The following is a 21,303-nucleotide window of genomic DNA, read 5'->3' as shown; positions in this document are numbered from 1 at the left end:
CTAAAAGTTTTGTAAAATGAAGAAAGAAGTAAAAGATACAATTATCACTGAACTCGGTGAGAAGCTTAAGGAATATCCTCATTTTTACCTTGTAGATGTTACAGGTTTGAATGCTGAGGCTACAAGCGCTCTCCGTCGTAAGTGCTTCAAGAGCGAAATCAAGATGGTTGTTGTGAAGAATAAGCTTCTCCACAAGGCTTTTGAGGCTTCAGATGTAGATTACGAACCTATGTATGGTTCTTTGATAGGCAATACAGCTGTAATGTTTGCACATACAGCTAATATTCCTGCAAAGCTCCTCAAGGATTATAAAAAAGAAGGTATACCAGCTCTCAAGGCTGCCTATGCTGAGGAAACAATCTTTGTAGGTGCTGACAAACTCGAAGAACTTGCAGCTCTCAAGAGCAAGAACGAACTTATTGCTGATGTTATGGCATTGCTGCAGTCACCGGCAAAGAACGTAGTTTCTGCTCTCCAATCTGGCGCAAGCACCATCCACGGTGTGCTTAAGACTTTAGGCGAGCGTCCTGAATAAACTTAAATAAAGTCACTAGTTACAGTTTTTTAAAGAATAAATTAAATATTTAGAATAAAAATGGCAGACGTAAAAGCTATTGCAGAAGAGTTAGTAAATCTTACTGTTAAGGAAGTAAATGAGTTGGCAACAGTCCTCAAGGACGAGTATGGTATTGAGCCTGCTGCTGCAGCTGTTGCTGTTGCAGGTCCTGCAGCTGGTGCAGCTGGTGCAGCTGATGGCGGCGCAGAGAAGACAGAATTCGATGTTGTCCTGACTGATGCAGGTGCAAGCAAGTTGAAGGTCGTTAAGGCAGTTAAAGAAGCTTGTGGCCTCGGTTTGAAGGAAGCTAAGGATCTTGTTGACGGTGCTCCTTCTACATTGAAGGAAGGCATGTCTAAGGACGAAGCTGAAAACTTGAAGAAGACTATCGAGGCTGAAGGCGCCAAGGTAGAATTGAAGTAATATCTTCAGATTGGCAATATTATTCACAGTTTCAGGACTGCGAGTATATTGTGATTTTAAAAATACGGTTAGGATTTACCAAGTAGGTGAGTCCTAACCTTTTTGTGTCTTTCGACACTTTATTTTTCAATTGTAGGTTTTTTGAGCCTCAATCATTACCGTTTTTCAATAATTATATATGGCAACAGAGAATAAACCCAGAGTAAACTTCGCCAGTGTGCAGAATCCGTATCCCTATCCGGATTTCCTCGACTTGCAGTTGAAGTCATTCCGTGATTTCCTGCAACTGGACACTCCGCCTGAGGAACGCAAGAATGACGGTCTGTATAAGGTATTCGTTGAGAATTTCCCTATCACCGACACACGTAATAATTTCGTTCTTGAGTTCTTGGATTACTATATCGACCCGCCTCGTTACACGATTGATGAGTGCCTTGAGCGTGGTCTTACATATAGCGTACCTTTGAAGGCTAAGATGAAACTGTATTGTACAGACCCAGACCATGAGGATTTCGGAACTTTTATTCAAGATGTTTTCCTGGGTACAATTCCCTACATGACCAGCAATGGTACATTTGTCATCAATGGAGCAGAGCGTGTTGTTGTTTCACAACTCCATCGCTCTCCGGGAGTTTTCTTTGGCCAGGGCGTACACGCAAACGGTACATTGCTTTACAGTGCCCGCATCATTCCGTTTAAGGGATCTTGGATTGAGTTCGCAACTGACATCAACAATGTCATGTATGCATACATCGACCGTAAAAAGAAATTGCCAGTGACCACCATGCTTCGCGCCATAGGCTTCGAGAGCGATAAGGACATTCTTCAGATTTTCGATCTCTGCGAAGAGATGAAAGTTAACAAGAAGAATATGAAAGCAGCCATTGGCCGTAAACTTGCCGGCAATGTGATGAAGAGCTGGAACGAAGATTTCGTAGATGAAGATACGGGTGAAGTTGTATCAATCGAGCGAAACGAAGTAGTTGTAGAACGCGAAACTGAAATTACCGAAGATAATGTTGGAGAAATTCTTGAGAGTGGCGTGTCTTCTATTCTCCTTCATAAGGATGAGGATGCGGCAAATAAGTATTCCATCATTTTCAACACCCTTGCTAAAGACCCAAGCCACTCGGAAATTGAGGCTGTCAACTATATATATCGTCAGTTGAGAAATGCTGATGCTGCCGATGACGCAAGTGCACGAGAAGTGTTCCAAAATCTTTTCTTCTCTGACAAGCGTTATGATTTGGGTGAAGTTGGTCGTTACAGGATCAATAGGAAGTTAGGACTCGACACAGATATGGAAGTTCGTGTTCTTACGAAAGACGATATTATCGAAATTATCAAATATCTCATCAACCTTGTTAACTCAAACGCTACGGTTGATGATATTGACCACTTATCAAACCGTCGTGTTCGTACGGTTGGGGAGCAGCTGGCCAACCAGTTCTCAATTGGCTTGGCTCGAATGAGCCGCACTATACGTGAGCGTATGAATGTCCGCGACAATGAGGTATTCCAACCAACGGATTTGATTAACGCTAAGACAATTTCAAGTGTTATCAACTCATTCTTTGGCACGAATCCATTGAGCCAATTCATGGATCAAACCAACCCGTTGGCCGAAGTGACTCACAAGCGTCGTCTGTCAGCCCTTGGCCCTGGTGGTCTCTCGCGTGAGCGAGCAGGATTCGAGGTCCGTGATGTCCACTATACCCATTACGGTCGTCTCTGTCCGATTGAATCACCTGAAGGACCTAACATTGGTTTGATTTCTTCCCTTTGTCTCTATGCGAAGATCAATGACCTCGGTTTCATCGTAACACCGTATAGGAAAGTAACTGATGCCAAGGTTGACTTGGATAATAATCACGTGGTATATATGACAGCTGAGGAGGAGGAGGACCTTCCTGTAGGACAGGGTAATGCTCCGCTGAATCCGGATGGTACATTTATCCGTGATTATGTTAAGTGTCGCCAGGATGCTGATTACCCAGTTGTCGATCCTCAGGACGTGTCTTTAATGGACGTCGCTCCGCAGCAGATTGCCTCTGTGTCGGCTGGCTTGATTCCATTCCTCGAACACGATGATGGTCACCGTGCATTGATGGGATGTAACATGATGCGTCAGGCAGTGCCATTGCTTCATAACGACGCACCTATTGTTGGTACGGGCTTGGAGAAGCAGGTATGTGAGGATTCACGTACTATGATTACCGCAGAAGGTGATGGCGTCATCGAATATGTTGATGCAACGACTATTCGTATTCTCTATGACCGCACAGAGGAAGAGGAGTTCGTAAGCTTCGAGCCTGCCTTGAAAGAATACCGTATTCCTAAGTTCCGTCGCACCAACCAGAATATGGTTGTTGACCTTCGCCCAATCTGTGACAAGGGTCAGCGTGTGAAGAAGGGCGATATCCTGACCGAAGGTTATGCAACAGAAAATGGAGAGTTGGCCTTGGGTCGAAATCTGCTTGTTGCTTATATGCCTTGGAAGGGTTACAACTATGAGGATGCTGTTGTAATCTCAGAGCGAATGGTTCGTGAGGATGTTTTGACATCTGTTCATGTTGACGAATATTCACTTGAGGTTCGCGAGACCAAGCGTGGCGTTGAGGAGTTCACTTCTGATATTCCCAATGTTAGTGAGGAAGCAACAAAGGATCTTGATGAGAATGGTGTCATCCGTATCGGTGCTCGCGTCGAGCCTGGCGACATCATGATTGGTAAGATTTCACCAAAGGGTGAGAGCGATCCTTCACCAGAGGAAAAATTGTTGAGAGCTATCTTTGGCGACAAGGCTGGCGACGTAAAGGATTCCTCATTGAAAGCTAATCCATCATTGAGTGGTGTTGTTATCGATAAGAAACTTTTTGCACGTGCCATCAAGACCCGTGAGAGCAAAAGACACGATAAGGTGACGCTTCTGAAACTCGATGAGGAGCAGGAGGCAAAGAACAAAGACTTAAAAGACCTTTTGGTTGACAAACTTCTCTCTCTCACAGAGGATAAGCTCTCTGAAGGCATTAAGGATTATTCAAATGCAGAGATTATCACGAAGGGCAGCAAGTTTACTGTGGCTGCGTTGATGAATCTCGACTATGAGGGAATCCAGTCAAACGGATGGACTGACGACGAGCACACAAACTCGTTGATTCAGCAACTCATTATGAATTACATCCGCAAGTTCAAGCAGATGGATGCGGAGTTGAAACGAAAGAAATTTGCAATTACCATCGGTGATGAGCTCCCATCAGGCGTTCTTCAGATGGCAAAAGTATATATCGCCAAGAAACGAAAGATTCAGGTGGGTGATAAACTCGCTGGTCGTCACGGTAACAAGGGTATTGTATCTAAGGTCGTACGTGCTGAGGATATGCCATTCTTGGAAGACGGACGTCCTGTGGATTTGGTATTGAATCCTATGGGTGTGCCTTCTCGTATGAACCTTGGTCAGATATTTGAAGCTATTCTCGGAGCAGCTGGCCGTAACCTTGGAGTCAAGTTCGCTACACCTATTTTCGACGGTGCAAAACTTGATGATCTGAAAGAATGGACTGACAAGGCTGGCTTGCCCAATATGTGTTCTACTTATATCTACGATGGAGAAACAGGTGAGCGCTTCGACCAGCCCGCTACGGTAGGTGTTACATATTTCTTGAAACTCGGCCACATGGTTGAGGACAAGATGCACGCTCGCAGCATCGGCCCTTACTCTCTCATCACGCAGCAGCCACTCGGTGGTAAGGCACAGTTTGGTGGTCAGCGTTTCGGAGAAATGGAAGTCTGGGCCATCGAGGCCTTTGGAGCATCTCATGTTCTCCAAGAGATTCTTACAATCAAGTCAGACGACGTTGTCGGACGTTCTAAGGCTTATGAAGCAATTGTCAAGGGCGAACCAATGCCTACTCCAGGTATTCCAGAATCATTGAACGTGCTGTTGCACGAACTCCGTGGTCTTGGTCTGAGTGTCAAACTTGATTAATAACATCCCAAAATAGAAGAACAATGGCTTTTAAGAAAGATAATAGAGTTAAGAGCAATTTTAACAAACTCACAATTGGACTCGCTTCTCCAGAGGAAATTCTTGAGAATTCTTATGGCGAGGTGACCAAGCCCGAAACAATCAATTATCGCACCTATAAACCAGAGCGTGATGGCTTGTTCTGCGAGCGAATCTTTGGTCCTACAAAGGATTATGAGTGCGCTTGCGGTAAGTATAAGCGCATCCGTTATAAGGGAATCGTCTGCGATCGTTGTGGTGTAGAAGTTACCGAGAAAAAAGTCCGTCGCGAACGTGCTGGTCATATTGAGTTGGTCGTACCTGTAGCCCATATATGGTACTTCAGAAGTCTACCTAACAAGATTGGTTATCTGTTGGGACTTCCAACAAAGAAGTTGGATTCAGTTGTTTATTACGAGAAATATATTGTAATTCAGCCAGGTGTCGTTGAAGGGATGAAAAACTCTGAGACAGACGAAGAATTGAATGGCTCACATAAGTTCGACCTCTTGTCTGAAGATGAGTATTTGGATATTCTCGACAACAGGCTTCCCGAAGGAAACGAGAGATTGGAAAACAACGATCCTAAGAAGTTTATCGCCAAGATGGGAGCTGAGGCTATTTATGATCTCTTGGTAGGCATCGACCTTGATCGCTTGGCCGGTGAGCTGCGTGACCGCGCAACAACAGACTCAAGCCAGCAGCGTAAGACAGAGGCCTTGAAGCGCCTCCAAGTGGTCGAATCATTCCGTCAGTCTGAAGGCATCAATCGTCCTGAATGGATGATTATGAAGATTGTACCTGTCACTCCTCCTGAGTTACGTCCTTTGGTTCCATTGGACGGTGGACGCTTTGCGACGTCCGACTTGAACGACCTCTATCGTCGGGTTATAATCCGCAACAACCGTCTGAAGCGACTGATGGAAATCAAGGCTCCAGAGGTTATTCTCCGAAATGAGAAGCGTATGCTTCAGGAGGCGGTTGACTCGCTCTTCGATAACAGTCGCAAGTCATCGGCAGTAAAGAGTGAGAGTAACCGTCCTTTGAAGTCGCTTTCTGATTCTCTGAAAGGCAAGCAAGGTCGCTTCCGTCAGAACCTTCTTGGAAAGCGTGTCGATTATTCGGCTCGTTCGGTAATCGTCGTTGGCCCTGAACTGAAGATGGGTGAATGCGGACTTCCAAAGCTCATGGCAGCTGAACTTTACAAGCCGTTTATCATCCGCAAGCTCATTGAGCGCGGTATCGTAAAAACTGTAAAGAGCGCCAAGAAGATTGTTGACCGCCGTGAACCCGTTATCTGGGATATTCTTGAGAATGTAATGAAAGGACACCCTGTTCTCTTGAACCGTGCCCCAACACTTCACCGTCTTGGTATTCAGGCATTCCAGCCAAAACTTATCGAGGGCAAGGCTATTCAGCTCCACCCGTTGGCTTGTACTGCCTTTAATGCCGATTTTGACGGTGATCAGATGGCTGTTCACCTCCCATTGAGCAATGAGGCCGTTCTCGAAGCACAGATTCTGATGCTCCAAAGCCATAATATATTGAATCCGGCGAATGGCGCACCTATTACTGTTCCTTCACAGGACATGGTGCTCGGCCTTTACTATATCACGAAAATTCGCCCAGGAGCGAAGGGGGAAGGCCTTTCGTTCTATGGCTCTGAAGAAGCCATCATCGCTCATAATGAAGGTCGTTGCGACCTGCATGCCCAAGTGAAGGTGATTGTCGATGATCTTGTTGAGGGTAAACTTCAGAAGCGTATGGTTGAGACGTCAGTCGGCCGTGTAATTGTCAACCAAATTATCCCTACCGAAGTGGGATTCTTCAATGGAATTATATCCAAAAAGTCACTTCGTGGGTTAATTGCCGATGTTATCAAGTCGGTGGGAATGGCACGTGCATGCGCTTTCCTTGATGGAATTAAGAACTTAGGTTATCGTATGGCTTATACTGCCGGTCTTTCGTTTAACCTCGGCGATATCATTGTTCCAGAGGAAAAAGTTGATATCGTAGGTAAGGGTCAGGCGGAAGTTGACCAGGTGAAGGCCAACTACGAAATGGGTTTCATTACTGATAAAGAACGTTACAATCAGGTGATTGATGCGTGGACACACGTTAACAACAATCTGAAGCAGAGCGTAATGAAGCACATGGTTGAAGACGACCAAGGTTTCAATGCCGTTTATATGATGCTCGATTCCGGTGCTCGTGGTTCTGCCGATCAGATTGCACAGCTGGCTGGTATGCGTGGTTTGATGGCCAAGCCACAGAAGGCTGGTGCTGAAGGTGCTCAGATTATTGAGAACCCAATCCTTTCCAACTTTAAGGAAGGAATGTCAGTGCTTGAGTACTTCATCTCTTCTCACGGTGCCCGTAAGGGTCTTGCTGATACTGCTATGAAGACTGCCGATGCCGGTTATCTGACACGTCGTTTGGTCGATGTTTCTCACGATGTTATTATCACTGAGGAGGATTGTGGATCACTCCGCGGTTTGGAGTGCCGTGCCTTGAAGAATGGTGATGAAATCATAGCTTCGCTCTACGAGCGTATTCTGGGTCGTGTTTCGGTTCATGACGTAATACATCCGACCACAGGCGAGCTCATCGTGGAGTCAGGTGAGGAAATTACAGAGGAAAAAGCGAGAATCATCGATGAGTCACCACTTGAAATGGTGGAAATCCGTTCGGTATTGACTTGTGAGAGCAAGCGAGGTGTTTGTCAGAAGTGTTACGGTCGCAACCTTGCATCTGCACGTATGGTGCATTTGGGAGAGGCCGTTGGTGTCATTGCTGCACAGGCCATTGGTGAGCCTGGTACTCAGTTGACGCTTCGTACATTCCACGCTGGTGGTGTGGCTGGTAATGCTGCTGCAAATGCTACCATTACTGCCAAGAACGATGCTCGCATAGAATTTGATGAGCTTCGCACAGTTCCATTTACCGATGAGGATGACAGGAAATGCGAAAAGGTTGTGAGCCGTCTTGCTGAAATTCGTTTCATAGACCAAAATACAGGTATTGTTCTCTTGAATGAGGGTGTTCCTTATGGTAGCATTCTCTATTTCAAGGGCGGCGATAAGGTGAAGAAGGGTGATCTTATCTGTAAGTGGGATCCGTTCAATGCCGTTATTGTCAGTGAATATGCTGGTGTGCTGCGTCTCCACGACGTTGCGGAAGGCGTGACCTATAAGGCAGAGACCGATGATGCAACAGGTTTGACCGAACGTATTATCACCGAATCTCGCGACAAGGGCAAGGTGCCAACACTCGATGTGGTAAAGGTTGGTGCCAAGAAAGGCGCTGATGGACTATATGCCGCCAGTGACATTCTCGGAACATACAACTTGCCGGTTGGTGGACACCTTGAGCAGATTGTTCAGGATGGAGCGGAAATCAAGACGGGTACAACCCTTATCAAAATTCCTCGTTCTGTTGGTGGTGCAGGCGATATCACCGGTGGTCTTCCACGCGTCACCGAGCTCTTTGAGGCTCGCAATCCGTCAAACCCAGCTGTCGTATCTGAAATCGACGGTGAGGTGGCCATGGGCAAGGTGAAGAGAGGTAACCGTGAAATCATCATCACCTCTAAGACAGGTGAGCAGCGTAAGTATCTTGTAAGCCTTTCCAAGCAGATTCTTGTACAGGAACATGATGCTGTACGTGCAGGTACCCCACTTTCCGATGGTGTTATCACCCCAGCCGACATCCTGTCAATCAAAGGTCCTACGGCCGTTCAGGAATACATTGTCAATGAAGTTCAGGACGTGTATCGATTGCAAGGTGTGAAAATCAACGACAAACACTTTGAAATCATCGTACGTCAGATGATGCGCAAGGTTTGTATTGATGATCAGGGTGATACAACATTCTTGGAGCAGGAACTGGTTGATAAATTGGATTTTGCGGAGGAGAATGATCGCATTTGGGGCAAGAAAGTCGTCACCGATCCAGGTGATTCAGAGAATTGTTACAAAGGACAAATTCTTTCAGTGCGTAAACTCCGCGACGAGAACTCAAGTCTCAAGCGTCGTGACCTCAAGCTTGTTCAGGTACGTGATGCTGTTCAGGCTACCGCTACTCAGATGTTGCAGGGTATCACCCGTGCAGCCCTCGGTACAAAGAGTTTCATGAGTGCTGCTTCCTTCCAGGAAACAACCAAGGTGCTCAACGAGGCCGCAATCCGTGGAAAGAGTGATACACTTGAGGGAATGAAAGAAAATGTTATTTGTGGACACCTTGTTCCAGCAGGTACTGGCCTTCGTCAGTGGCAGAAACTCATCGTAGGTTCCAAAGAGGAACATGTGAGAATGGAAGCCAACAAGAAGAATGTCCTTGACTTCGCAGATCAGGAAGTAACAGAATAGCTAAATTCTAACAGTGATATAAAAGGTGTCTGTCAGGTTTTTTGGCAGACACTTTTTTTTGTATCATAAAACCGAGAAAGGTAGGCACACTGGACATTTGGTAGGCTGAAAAACCATTTTTGGGAGCCTATGAATACAATTTGTTATGAATTTTAATTGCTTGAATATCAGTGTTGTAATAATGGAGTTTCAAAAGGTCACCTTTCTTTGTGCGAACGGTGAGTTCTTATTGTGCAAAATCTCATCTTTTGCAATATGGAAGCTGATGTAATGAAGAACAATGGTAGAATTTCCATGGTCGAAGTCTTGATATAGAGAATATGAAGAGTTTTATAAGAAAATCGGTTTTCTCTGAACATCAGGTCTTGTTGCAGATAGTCGAATCATCGTCTATCTTTTACTTCCGATATTTGTATATCTGCCAATAAAGTATTATTTTTGCATAATAAAAGTATAAAATAAACATTATAAATCAATGGACAACAACAATCAGAATCAGCAGGGACCACAAATTCAAATCGACCTCACACCAGAAGTAGCAAAAGGAATATACACGAACTTCCAGATAATTTCTCATTCCAGTTCGGAGTTCGTATTGGATTTTGTCAGCATGTTGCCGGGAATTCCTAAAGCATCTGTAGCAAGCAGAGTAATCCTTGCACCGGAGCATGCTAAGCGCCTTTTAGGTGCATTGCAAGACAATGTGGTACGTTATGAGGCAGAGTTCGGGAAAATCGAAATACCCAATAAGCAGCCACGCACCATTGCACCTTTCGGTACAAACAAAGGCGAGGCCTGATAAGATATTTGTGCTTCGACTATCAATATTTAGAACAGATTGTCCCCACTTTGTTTGTAAGTTTATTACTTGGTCTTATTGTTAACAAGTATAGGTCAGGAATACAATAAACGGTGGATTATTAAGTGGCAAAATGTTTGGCAAGAACAAGCCTCGGCATCGCTTACAGCTTTTTTTAGGGTTTTATTGCGAAAATGAATAAAAAGCAGTAAATTTGCCATCATAACATCATACAAAACAAACTAAAATAGTTTGCCTATGTCGTAAAAACAAATTACAAAATACATATATAAATAATAGCGGCAGCTTTTATTCTCACAGTAGGAAATCGCCAACGTATTTTATAGAGAATTGCAAAAACCAGCTATAAAGGTAGCATCGCGCCCAAAGGCGTGGGGTTACTTGTTGGTTTTTGCAGGTGTTTGGCGATACCTCTACTGTGGACAAGATGGCTTCACGCCGCTTTTGTGTCCTATATTTTTAATACAGTAGATAATCGCCAAATGCCTACACAAGAAGAATTACTCAACCGAATACGTGATTTGGAGCGAGAGGTAAAGCAACTCAACAGCCAAATCAAGCGTCAGAAATATGGACTGACGTGGCTCGACGTGCCAGAAGCATTCGATACAGAGAGCGAAAATAAAATACCTATCCTTGAAGAAGTGCCCGAACTGGCTATTCATCACGACGACGGAAAGCCCACACATATTCTTATTGAAGGAGATAATTACCATGCACTGACCTGTCTAAACTATACCCATAAAGGCAAAATTGATGTCATTTATATCGATCCACCGTATAACACGGGCAGTGATGGATTTACATATATGGATAAGCGATTCCTTGAAGCGTATCCAGATGGAAAGATTATTCCAAAGAATGATCCAGCACGACATAGTACTTGGATTTCATTTATAGAGAAAAGATTACGAATTTCTTTACCTTTATTGAAGGATGATGGGGTTATCTTCATCAGTATAAATGAAGATGAATTATCAAATCTGAGACTTCTGTGTGACGAATTGTTTGGTGCGGATAATTATATTACAACTTTTACTATCAAGGTCAGACACCCTGAAAGGATTTTAAAAGGGGATAAGCCTATTCACGAAGTTACAGAGTTTTTGCTTATGTACCAAAGGAGTTCTGCATTCCATATTAATAAGCGTGTTGTGGATAATTCAGACCCTAAGGAATATAAATATGAGATTAGGGAGCTTATTGATAATCCCCAAGAGATAGAGATGGGTGGGAAGTTAGTTCAAGTGTTTCCTCCTACCACATATGTGATAGATAAATATGAGCCATCCTTTGACCATCTTAAGAAAATTAATATTCGAGGAACGATTAAAACTGGGAATAGTTCAGGTAGATTTCATATGAATTACCTTGAGCAAAGAAACACACTTTATGGCACATTATATAAAGTACCCAATATTGGTGAAGATGGTAGAGGATATAGATACTTTCTGACAAGGGCTAATGATAAAGGAGCAAATGGCTTTTATTTTCAGGGAGCACCGCTTGACAGAGAAGATGTTAAGGAAATTCCTTTTCCTAACTTCTTGGATTTTGAACAGGAGTTTAACGAAGTAGGAACAGAGGGTGGTGTGCCTTTTGATGGTGGTAAGAAGCCTATTGATTTTATTACATATTTGTTGAATGTAGCTAAAGGAAATAAGAAGTTAATTGTTTTGGATTTTTTTGCAGGCAGTGGTTCAACTGGGCATGCTGTAATAAAGAATGGTTTTGAGAATAGTCATTGTGTATTGGTTCAATATCCAGAACTGACTTATGAAACAAAGAAAGACGAAAAGGTTGCAAAGCCAAATTGCAAAAATGCTTTTAATAGTGGCTTGGAAAATATATGCCAAATTACATATAAGCGGATGCAGAATGTCATGAATGGCTACACTGATTCTAAGGGTAACGATATAGCTGGTTTAGGCCATTCGTTGAAATATTATCGTACAGCTTTCGTTGGCAAGCATCAACCGCAAGACGCTATGGACGAGGACAGAATTGCGCTTTCTCAAAAGGCGGGTTGTTTGTTGGCATTGGCTGAAAATACGCTCGATGAAACCGAGTGCAACGACTTCTATCAGTTCTATTCCGACAGACGAGGTAGGCATACGGCAATTTACTTTCAGGAAGACTTATCGCACTATGGTGGTTTTTTGAAGAAAGTCGAAAAGCTTAAAGGTCATGTGGTAGTTTATGTTTTCAGTTTCGGCACGGCGGAAGAGTTTCGGGCCGATTATGTCATGATGGGAAATGTGGAGTTGAAAGCCATTCCTCAACCTATCCTTGACATTTATAAATCGCTCAAACAATAAATGAATATGGAAAAGATATTGTTTCAAGAAAAAGCCATCGACAGTCTTCTTTGGTGGGTTAAAAGGCTTTGGCGCAACGAGGGGCAGCAGCAAAACCTTACTTTTAAAGCACCAACGGGTAGCGGTAAGACTTATATGACCGGACGATTGATTTGCGAACTGGCCCATCAACCTGACTGGCAACAAGATGTGGCTTTCGTTTGGATAACCTTCTCTGACGACCTTGCCATGCAGAGTCGCGACAAATTCAGAGACTATTTTGCTCCTAACATACCAGGGCGACTGCTCACCATCAGCGATTTCGATTTAGGGCGATTGGAGAAAAACGATGTGATGTTTCTCAATTGGCAGAAACTTGTAAGCCGTAAGGCAGAAAACCGTGTCAACCGTCGGCCCGACGATGAACGCATGTTGAAAGAGCAAGGCTACTACTATGAAGATGTTGTTGAACAGACACATGCCGATGGGCGGGAAATAATACTGGTTATCGATGAGAGTCACAAAAATGTGACAACGGCTTCTATGCGTGATGTCATTCAGCCGATGGATCCAAAATTGATTATTCGAGTTTCTGCGACCCCTGAGCGGGAGCCATCAGCCACCGATGTGAATCATTTTAGAGAAGGATATGTGGAAATCAATCGACAAGAGGTTGTTGATGCCGGTATGATAAAAGCTGAAGTTGTATGCCAGACGGAGGAAGATTTGCGGAAACAGAGTGGGCAAGACCTGGACGAGAGTTTGGTGAAGATGGCGATGGAAAAGCGTGCGGAACTGAAATTGCAGATAGACCACTTTGGTTTAGCTGTCAATCCACTCGTACTGATACAGCTCCCCAATGACGATGCTGTCTATGGCGATAATATTGTACAGACCAAGGAGGAGATAGTTACGGGTTTACTACTCCGCAATGGTGTAGCACAAGAGAACATCGCCTGTTGGTTTGACCAAAAGAAGAAACCTGAAGGGATCGAAGACAATAATTCCAACTATGAATACTTGTTGTTTAAAGTGGCGGCAGGAACTGGATGGGATTGTCCGAGAGCACAGATATTGGTGATGTTTCGCGAAGTAAAGTCGGCAACATTCCATACTCAAACCGTTGGGCGCATTCTGCGTGTTCCCGTTCGTGGTGTGTCTGGCTGCGATATTTTTCGAACAGGCTACCTCTATACCAACTACCAGCGCAACGAAGTGAACGTGCCCGAACAGTCGAATACGAACAAACCTAAGCTTTATCTTGCAGAAAACCGTAAGGGAGAGGATTTTGAAATTGACGTAAAGCTCAATACTGAGTATATCCCCCGTATAGATTATGGCGACTTGGGGCGTGCAGATAAGTTTCAGGCTTGCTTAGTAAGCGAGTTTAACAATTTTTTTTGTATAACAGATAACGACATTTTCAGTCAGCGTAGGAAACGTTTGGAGCAGAAAGGCATGTTGCTCAATCCCCGAATTACACGTGATATAATTGTGAACGCAAAGTTTGAGGATATCGACCAGATATCGACCGATATATTAAAATTGGGCGATGATGCCAATGTGGAACTGAGTCGCAATGATGCGGAAAAGACTTTCGGTCTAATATGTGTCCAGTTGCTTCGCGAACAGGAAGATGATAACACTAAAATCAAAAACGTTTCACGATCGTGGTCTATATTGAAATCAGCTTTACGTATATGGCTGAAACAAGTAGTGCCTAACCTTTCTGACGATCAATGTTACCGAATCTTTATCAAAGATTTTGAATGTGCTGATGGTGGTCTTATTCGCCGTGCTTTCTTTGAAATGTTGAAGGCCTATAAACCCAATCTCGCAAAACAGAAGAACAGTAGAAAAGAACAGGCAGAAAAGCAAGAAGTTGAAACTTTTGTAGTTAAAAAAAGATATGCCTATACCGACGATTATGAGGCATTGGAAATGAAAAGGTGTCTCTTTCGCCCTTTTTATATCAGGAAAAACTACAAAGGGAGAAAGACTGAACAGGAGTTTGCAGAATTTCTCGACGCGCAAGAAACTGTGGACTGGTGGATGAAAAACGGCGATAGTGGAAAAGATTTTCTATCTATCCGCTATGAGAGTTCTGAGGATGGTGAAACTCATTTATTTTATCCCGACTGGATTGTACACTATTATGATGGTACTATAGGAATTTACGATACGAAAGGCGGTATTACAGCCTCTTCTCAAGATACGCACGATAAGGCGAATGAGTTGCAAAGACGCATTAAAATCCTTAATGGGTGGAATAGGGAAAACATTCGTTATATAGGAGGAATTGTATGCAAGCGGAATGGAATGTGGATGCTGAATAAAGAGCCACAATACAGCTATCAGTCACGGTCCATGGATGAATGGGAACAAATGTGAATGTTAAAAAAAGAAGTAATAGTTATTTATTGTTAATTAAGCAAGCGGGCTAAGTTATTCTTTTTCTTATTGTTAGGTCGTTTAATAGAAAGTTTGTACCTTTGCACCCCGAAACACCTCTATGTGCGTCTTCTTATATATTAAGGTGTGTATTGGTGTTTTAACAGGTTGATATTAAATAAGATAATAATATATAATAAATTCAATTATGCCTACTATTTCACAATTGGTAAAAAATGGCAGAAAAGTGATTGTAGAAAAGAGCAAGTCTCCGGCTTTGGATAATTGTCCTCAACGTCGTGGAGTCTGTGTTCGTGTTTATACTACAACACCTAAAAAGCCTAATTCGGCAATGCGTAAGGTTGCCCGTGTTCGTTTGACAAACCAGAAGGAAGTCAACTCCTACATACCAGGAGAAGGCCACAACTTGCAGGAGCACAGTATCGTGTTGGTTCGTGGTGGTCGTGTTAAGGACCTCCCTGGTGTACGCTATCACATCGTTCGTGGTACGCTTGATACCGCAGGTGTAGCAAACCGCACACAGCGCCGTTCAAAGTACGGTGCAAAGCGCCCAAAGGCAGCTAAGAAATAATAATCGTTTGAGTTTCTTTCCCTCTATTGGGAAGGGAACTTGAATGGTTGTAAAGCCTTTCAATTAACAGTCGGAGAGGGTTGGTAAATGAGAGGTAAACAATAGAGAATCAAAATAAGTTTTGCTGGAGAATTGTTAATCACAAGGTTGAGTAAAAGTCCAAGAGTGGATTTTGAAGAACGGATAAGACGACAGCCTCCGCAGACTGATAAAGTTTTTATATAAAATGAGAAAAGCAAAACCAAAGAAACGTGTGATCTTACCAGATCCCAAGTTTAATGATCAGAAGGTCTCAAAGTTCGTGAATCACCTTATGTATGATGGTAAGAAGAATACCTCATACGAAATATTCTATGCAGCGCTTGATATTGTAGCTGAAAAGTCAAAGGACCAGGAGAAGTCTCCACTTGAAATCTGGAAACAGGCACTCGACAATATTACACCACAGGTAGAGGTGAAAAGTCGCCGTGTCGGTGGCGCTACTTTCCAAGTCCCGACAGAAATCCGTCCAGACCGCAAGGAAAGTGTGTCTATGAAGAATATGATTGCCTTTGCCCGCAAGCGTGGAGGTAAGAGCATGGCTGAAAAGTTGGCGGCAGAAATTATGGATGCTGTAAACAGTCAGGGTGGTGCTTATAAGCGTAAAGAAGATATGCATCGTATGGCTGAGGCTAACCGTGCATTTGCTCACTTCAGATTCTAACTGACATAACTAAACATTAAAGGAAACAAAATGGCAAATCACGATTTACATTTGACGCGTAACATCGGTATCATGGCTCACATCGATGCCGGTAAGACAACAACTTCTGAGCGTATCCTGTTCTATACGGGAAAAACTCACAAGATTGGTGAAGTGCATGATGGTGCTGCTACCATGGACTGGATGGCTCAGGAGCAGGAGCGCGGTATTACCATTACCTCTGCTGCCACCACTTGTAACTGGAACTACCAAGGTAAGTCTTACAAGATTAATCTGATTGATACTCCGGGACACGTTGACTTTACCGCCGAGGTGGAGCGCTCACTCCGCGTATTGGACGGAGCTGTTGCAACATATTCTGCTGCTGACGGTGTTCAGCCACAGTCTGAAACCGTATGGCGTCAGGCTGACAAGTATAACGTTCCACGCGTTGGTTATGTTAATAAGATGGACCGTTCTGGTGCCGACTTCTATGAGACGGTTCGCCAGATGAAAGATATTTTGGGAGCTAATCCTATTGCAATTCAGATCCCTATCGGGGCAGAGGAGAATTTCAAAGGTGTTATCGACCTGATCAAGATGAAGGCTATTATTTGGCATGATGAGACAATGGGAGCCAAGTACGACATCGAGGATGTTCCTGCAGAATTGGCCGATGAGGCTGCTGAATGGCGCGACAAGTTGCTTGAGGGTGCTGCTAATTATGACGATGATGTAATGGAGCTTTATCTTGAGGGTAAGGATGTTCCAGAGGAGAAAATCATTGCGGCTATCCGCAAGGGATGTATTGAAATGGAATGTTGCCCAATGTTGCTCGGTTCTTCATATAAGAATAAAGGTGTGCAGACATTGCTCGACTATGTATGCGCATTCTTGCCATCACCACTCGATACTGTGGTTACAAAGGGCATAAACCCTGACACAGAGGAAGAGGAAGAGCGTAAGGCAAGCGAAACAGAGCCAACGGCAGCTTTGGCATTTAAGATTGCCACAGATCCATTCATGGGCCGTTTGGTGTTCTTCCGTGTTTACTCAGGAAAGGTTGTTGCTGGTTCTTACGTTTACAACCCACGTTCTGGCAAGAAGGAGCGCATCAGTCGTCTCTTCCAGATGAACTCAAACAAGGAAATCGCTATGGAGTCAATCGATGCTGGTGATATCGGCGCAGGTGTAGGCTTCAAAGATATCCGCACAGGTGATACATTGTGCGACGAGGCTCATCCTATTGTACTTGAGTCGATGACCTTCCCTGATACAGTGATTTCAATCGCCGTTGAACCAAAGAGCCAGGCTGATATTGCAAAACTCGACAACGGACTCGCCAAGTTGGCTGAGGAAGATCCAACCTTCACTGTTCGTACCGACGAGCAGAGTGGGCAGACCATAATCTCTGGTATGGGTGAGCTTCACTTGGATATCATTATCGACCGTTTGAAGCGTGAATTCAAGGTAGAATGTAACCAAGGTAAGCCGCAGGTTAACTATAAGGAAGCCATCACTAAGGCTGCTCAGAGCCGTGAGACTTACAAGAAACAGTCGGGTGGTCGCGGTAAGTTCGCTTGTATCGATGTGACAATTGAGCCAAAGGACGAGGACTACACAGAAGGCGACTTGCAGTTTATCAACGTTGTCAAGGGTGGTAACGTGCCTAAGGAATTTATTCCATCTGTAGAGAAGGGTTTTAAAGACTGCCTGAGCAATGGTGTTCTCGGCGGCTTCCCAATCACTGGTTTGAAGGTTACACTGACCGATGGTTCTTTCCACCCGGTTGACTCAGACCAGTTATCTTTCGAGTTGGTAGCTCACCAAGCTTTCAAGAAACTTTGTCCACAGGCAGGTCCTGTGTTGATGGAGCCTATTATGAAGGTTGAAGTTGTCACTCCGGAAGAAAACATGGGTGATGTCATAGGCGACTTAAACAAGCGTCGTGGTCTCGTTCAGGGCATGGAGGAGGCTCGCAGCGGCGCTCGTGTTGTCAAGGCAATGGTGCCACTGTCTGAAATGTTCGGTTACGTGACAGCTTTGCGTACCATCACGTCAGGTCGTGCAACCTCTTCAATGGAATATGACCATCATGCAGCTGTTTCCAATAACCTCGCAAAAGAGATTTTGGACGAGTTGAATGGCAATTCAGACTTGATAAAGTAAAAATAAACAGTTGGGTAGCATCTTCATAGCTTATGACTCTTATGGAGATGTATGCCTTGCTCTCTATCAAAAAATTAAAATTATAAAACCATGAGTCAGAAGATTCGTATCAAGCTTAAGTCTTACGACCATCAGTTGGTTGATAAGTCAGCAGAAAAAATCGTTAAGGCAGTAAAGGCTACTGGCGCTATCGTCAGCGGACCAATTCCATTGCCAACACACAAGCGTATTTACACTGTAAACCGCTCAACATTCGTAAACAAGAAGTCACGCGAGCAATTCCAGTTGTCGGAATTCAAACGTCTCATCGACATCTACAGCTCAACACCAAAGACTGTTGACGCATTGATGAAATTGGAGCTTCCGTCAGGTGTTGAGGTTGAAATCAAGGTGTAATACCCTCTTACGAAGAAATTAATTAGTTTATTATTTAAAATTTAATTGAAATGCCAGGATTATTAGGAAAGAAAATCGGAATGACATCCGTTTTCAGTGCCGACGGTAAGAACGTACCGTGCACTGTTATCGAAGCTGGTCCTTGTGTTGTAACCCAGATCAAAACAGAAGAAAAAGACGGTTACAAGGCTGTTCAGTTAGGTTTCGGCGAGGCTAAGGAAAAGAGAACTTCAAAGCCACAGCAGGGACATTTCAAGAAGGCCGGCACAACACCAAAGAAGCACTTGGCCGAGTTCAGATTTGATGAGGAGTACAACCTCGGTGACACGATTACCGTAGAACTGTTCAACGATGTGAAATACGTTGATGTTGTAGGTACGTCTAAGGGTAAAGGCTTCCAGGGCGTCGTAAAACGCCACGGATTCGGTGGTGTAGGTCAATCTACTCACGGTCAGGACGACCGCGCACGCAAGCCGGGAGCCATCGGTGCTTGTTCATACCCAGCAAAGGTCTTCAAGGGCATGCGCATGGGTGGCCAGATGGGAGGTGACAGAGTTACTACTCAGAACCTTCAAGTGTTAAAGGTAATTCCAGAGCACAATCTCCTTCTTCTTAAGGGAAGTGTTGCTGGATGTAATGGTTCAACCCTTATAATTAATAAGTAATGGATATTAACGTATTAGATATCAAAGGTCAGGAGACCGGCCGTAAGGTGACTCTTAACGAGAATATCTTCGGAATTGAGCCAAACGATCATGTACTCTATCTTGACGTAAAACGCTATCTCGCAGCTCAGCGTCAGGGAACAGCGAAAACAAAAGAAAGAAGCGAGCATGCTGGTTCAACACGCAAACTTGGCCGTCAGAAAGGTGGCGGTGGAGCACGTCGTGGTGATATCAACTCACCAGTACTCGTAGGTGGTGGTCGTGTATTCGGTCCTACTCCTCGCGATTACAGCTTCAAACTCAACAAGAAAGTTAAGGCTCTTGCTCGTAAATCAGCGTTGGCTTATAAGGCACAGGAAGAGGCTATCGTTGTTGTCGAAGACTTCAATTTTGATGCGCCGAAAACTAAAGATTTCATAAATTTTGCTAAAAATCTTAAGGTTAACGGCAAGAAAGTGCTTCTCGTTTTGCCAGAAGTAGAGAAAAATGTATATTTGTCGGCTCGTAATTTAGAGAAAGCACAAGTTACAACAGCTGCACAGGTGAATTCATACAACGTATTGAATGCAGACGTGCTCGTTGTGACTGAAAATTCTTTGAAGACAATCGACGAAATCTTAACCAAGTAAAAAGTAGGAGACAGTAAGAATTATGGGATTTATTATTAAACCATTGGTCACTGAGAAGATGACCAAAATTACAGACAGGTCTTCCGAAGCCAAAACTATCGTAGCTCCTAACGAAAAAGCAGGTAAGGCACACAACGCCACTGCTGAGGTACGTAAATATGTTGTTAAGAACAAGCGTCATCCAGAGGGTGTGAACAAGGAAAAGACTGTTTACACTTATACCAAGGATGCTCAGCCAAAGTTCGGTTTCATCGTAAAGCCAGAAGCTAACAAGCTTGAGATTAAGAAGGAAATTGAAAGTCTGTATAATGTTACAGTAATTGATGTGAATACTGCTCGTTATGCCGGCAAGCGTCAGGCACGCTACACAAAGGCAGGTCTTGTGAAAGGCCAGAAGAGCGCATTCAAGAAAGCAATCGTCACTTTGAAAGCTGGCGATACAATTGATTTTTACAGCAATATTTAAATAAAAAATGGCAGTACGTAAATTAAAACCGGTAACTCCGGGACAAAGACACAAGGTTATTGGCACGTTCGAGGATATTACTGCATCCGTGCCAGAGAAGTCTCTCGTTTACGGTAAGCGTTCTACTGGTGGTCGAAACAACACCGGTAAGATGACTGTCCGCTATATTGGTGGAGGTCACAAGCAGAAGTATCGTTTTATCGACTTCAAGCGAGAGAAAGATGGTGTTCCAGCTGTAGTAAAGACAATCGAGTATGATCCTAACAGATCTGCTCGAATTGCCCTGTTGTACTATGCTGATGGTGAAAAACGTTACATTATTGCTCCTAACGGACTGCAGGTTGGTGCTCAACTGATGTCTGGCGCTACAGCAGCTCCAGAGGTTGGTAATACACTTCCTTTGGCAAACATTCCTATTGGTACAGTGATTCATAACATAGAATTACGTCCAGGTCAGGGTGCACTGCTCGTTCGTTCGGCTGGTAACTTTGCTCAGCTTACTTCTCGTGAAGGCAGTTATTGTGTTATTAAACTCCCTTCTGGCGAAACTCGCCAGATTCTTTCAGCTTGTAAAGCTACTATCGGTAGTGTAGGTAACTCTGATCACGCTCTTGAACAGTCTGGTAAGGCTGGTCGCTCACGCTGGTTGGGTCGTCGTCCTCACAACCGTGGTGTTGTTATGAACCCAGTTGATCACCCAATGGGTGGTGGTGAAGGACGTCAGTCTGGAGGACACCCACGCTCTCGCAAGGGCTTGTATGCTAAGGGTCTCAAGACTCGTGCACCTAAGAAGCTTTCAAACAAGTATATAATTGAAAGAGCTAACAAGAAGTAATTAAGTAAT

Annotated in this window: 15 protein-coding genes; all 15 read left to right on the top strand. The window is 44.0% G+C overall.

The annotated features are described in order from the left end of the window. Positions 1-16 precede the first annotated feature (16 nt). The 15 genes from rplJ (at position 17) to rplB (ending at position 21,294) form a co-directional block, all read left to right on the top strand. Positions 17-535, top strand: a complete 519-nt coding sequence (rplJ, locus tag H515_RS0104305) for a 50S ribosomal protein L10 (protein WP_028901628.1) — start codon at positions 17-19, stop codon at positions 533-535. A 60-nt stretch (positions 536-595) separates the two neighbouring features. Further along, positions 596-979, top strand: coding sequence for a 50S ribosomal protein L7/L12 (gene rplL / locus H515_RS0104300; protein ID WP_028901627.1), 384 nt, complete (start codon positions 596-598; stop codon positions 977-979). A 178-nt stretch (positions 980-1,157) separates the two neighbouring features. Further along, positions 1,158-4,967 (top strand): DNA-directed RNA polymerase subunit beta, encoded by a 3,810-nt coding sequence (rpoB, locus tag H515_RS0104295; protein ID WP_028901626.1) that lies wholly within the window; start codon positions 1,158-1,160, stop codon positions 4,965-4,967. Positions 4,968-4,990: 23 nt separating this feature from the next. Next, complete coding sequence (gene rpoC, locus H515_RS0104290) at positions 4,991-9,352, top strand: DNA-directed RNA polymerase subunit beta' (RefSeq protein WP_025875830.1); 4,362 nt, start codon at positions 4,991-4,993, stop codon at positions 9,350-9,352. Positions 9,353-9,827: 475 nt separating this feature from the next. Further along, complete coding sequence (locus H515_RS0104285) at positions 9,828-10,151, top strand: DUF3467 domain-containing protein (protein ID WP_028901625.1); 324 nt, start codon at positions 9,828-9,830, stop codon at positions 10,149-10,151. Between the two features lie 392 nt (positions 10,152-10,543). Then, entirely contained in the window at positions 10,544-12,490 is a 1,947-nt protein-coding gene (locus H515_RS0104280) for a DNA methyltransferase (RefSeq protein ID WP_154653639.1), read from the top strand. 6 nt (positions 12,491-12,496) lie between these two features. Further along, complete coding sequence (locus H515_RS0104275; protein ID WP_161625397.1) at positions 12,497-14,860, top strand: DEAD/DEAH box helicase; 2,364 nt, start codon at positions 12,497-12,499, stop codon at positions 14,858-14,860. A gap of 208 nt (positions 14,861-15,068) precedes the next feature. Then, a complete protein-coding gene (gene rpsL, locus H515_RS0104270; protein WP_025875841.1) occupies positions 15,069-15,452 on the top strand; it encodes a 30S ribosomal protein S12 in 384 nt (127 codons plus the stop codon). 226 nt (positions 15,453-15,678) lie between these two features. After that, complete coding sequence (gene rpsG, locus H515_RS0104265; RefSeq protein WP_025875843.1) at positions 15,679-16,155, top strand: 30S ribosomal protein S7; 477 nt, start codon at positions 15,679-15,681, stop codon at positions 16,153-16,155. A gap of 30 nt (positions 16,156-16,185) precedes the next feature. Next, complete coding sequence (fusA, locus tag H515_RS0104260; RefSeq protein WP_025875845.1) at positions 16,186-18,303, top strand: elongation factor G; 2,118 nt, start codon at positions 16,186-16,188, stop codon at positions 18,301-18,303. Positions 18,304-18,393: 90 nt separating this feature from the next. After that, positions 18,394-18,699, top strand: coding sequence for a 30S ribosomal protein S10 (rpsJ, locus tag H515_RS0104255; RefSeq protein ID WP_025875846.1), 306 nt, complete (start codon positions 18,394-18,396; stop codon positions 18,697-18,699). Positions 18,700-18,749: 50 nt separating this feature from the next. Continuing rightward, positions 18,750-19,364, top strand: a complete 615-nt coding sequence (rplC, locus tag H515_RS0104250) for a 50S ribosomal protein L3 (protein ID WP_025875848.1) — start codon at positions 18,750-18,752, stop codon at positions 19,362-19,364. Next, positions 19,364-19,993 carry a 50S ribosomal protein L4 gene (gene rplD, locus H515_RS0104245; RefSeq protein WP_025875850.1) on the top strand — a complete coding sequence of 210 codons (630 nt, stop codon included), beginning with the start codon at positions 19,364-19,366 and terminating at the stop codon, positions 19,991-19,993. Before rplC ends, rplD begins: the two co-directional genes overlap by 1 nt. 22 nt (positions 19,994-20,015) lie before the next feature. Further along, positions 20,016-20,459, top strand: coding sequence for a 50S ribosomal protein L23 (rplW, locus tag H515_RS0104240; protein ID WP_025875852.1), 444 nt, complete (start codon positions 20,016-20,018; stop codon positions 20,457-20,459). A 7-nt stretch (positions 20,460-20,466) separates the two neighbouring features. After that, positions 20,467-21,294 (top strand): 50S ribosomal protein L2, encoded by an 828-nt coding sequence (gene rplB, locus H515_RS0104235; protein WP_025875854.1) that lies wholly within the window; start codon positions 20,467-20,469, stop codon positions 21,292-21,294. The last annotated feature ends 9 nt before the right edge of the window (positions 21,295-21,303 follow it).

This window comes from Prevotella corporis DSM 18810 = JCM 8529 (assembly GCF_000430525.1).
Taxonomy (GTDB): Bacteria; Bacteroidota; Bacteroidia; order Bacteroidales; family Bacteroidaceae; genus Prevotella; species Prevotella corporis.
The sequence above is the reverse complement of the archived record's forward strand: the minus strand, read 5'-3'. Positions and strand labels throughout refer to the sequence as shown.

Bases quoted from the DNA above. Each gene is read 5' to 3' on its own strand.
- rpoB (WP_028901626.1), top strand. From the start codon at position 1,158: ATGGCAACAGAGAATAAACCCAGAGTAAACTTCGCCAGTGTGCAGAAT.
- rplB (WP_025875854.1), top strand. From the start codon at position 20,467: ATGGCAGTACGTAAATTAAAACCGGTAACTCCGGGACAAAGACACAAG.
- rpsG (WP_025875843.1), top strand. From the start codon at position 15,679: ATGAGAAAAGCAAAACCAAAGAAACGTGTGATCTTACCAGATCCCAAG.
- fusA (WP_025875845.1), top strand. From the start codon at position 16,186: ATGGCAAATCACGATTTACATTTGACGCGTAACATCGGTATCATGGCT.
- H515_RS0104275 (WP_161625397.1), top strand. From the start codon at position 12,497: ATGGAAAAGATATTGTTTCAAGAAAAAGCCATCGACAGTCTTCTTTGG.
- rplJ (WP_028901628.1), top strand. From the start codon at position 17: ATGAAGAAAGAAGTAAAAGATACAATTATCACTGAACTCGGTGAGAAG.
- rpsL (WP_025875841.1), top strand. From the start codon at position 15,069: ATGCCTACTATTTCACAATTGGTAAAAAATGGCAGAAAAGTGATTGTA.
- rpoC (WP_025875830.1), top strand. From the start codon at position 4,991: ATGGCTTTTAAGAAAGATAATAGAGTTAAGAGCAATTTTAACAAACTC.
- rplW (WP_025875852.1), top strand. From the start codon at position 20,016: ATGGGATTTATTATTAAACCATTGGTCACTGAGAAGATGACCAAAATT.
- rplD (WP_025875850.1), top strand. From the start codon at position 19,364: ATGGATATTAACGTATTAGATATCAAAGGTCAGGAGACCGGCCGTAAG.
- rplL (WP_028901627.1), top strand. From the start codon at position 596: ATGGCAGACGTAAAAGCTATTGCAGAAGAGTTAGTAAATCTTACTGTT.
- rpsJ (WP_025875846.1), top strand. From the start codon at position 18,394: ATGAGTCAGAAGATTCGTATCAAGCTTAAGTCTTACGACCATCAGTTG.
- H515_RS0104285 (WP_028901625.1), top strand. From the start codon at position 9,828: ATGGACAACAACAATCAGAATCAGCAGGGACCACAAATTCAAATCGAC.
- rplC (WP_025875848.1), top strand. From the start codon at position 18,750: ATGCCAGGATTATTAGGAAAGAAAATCGGAATGACATCCGTTTTCAGT.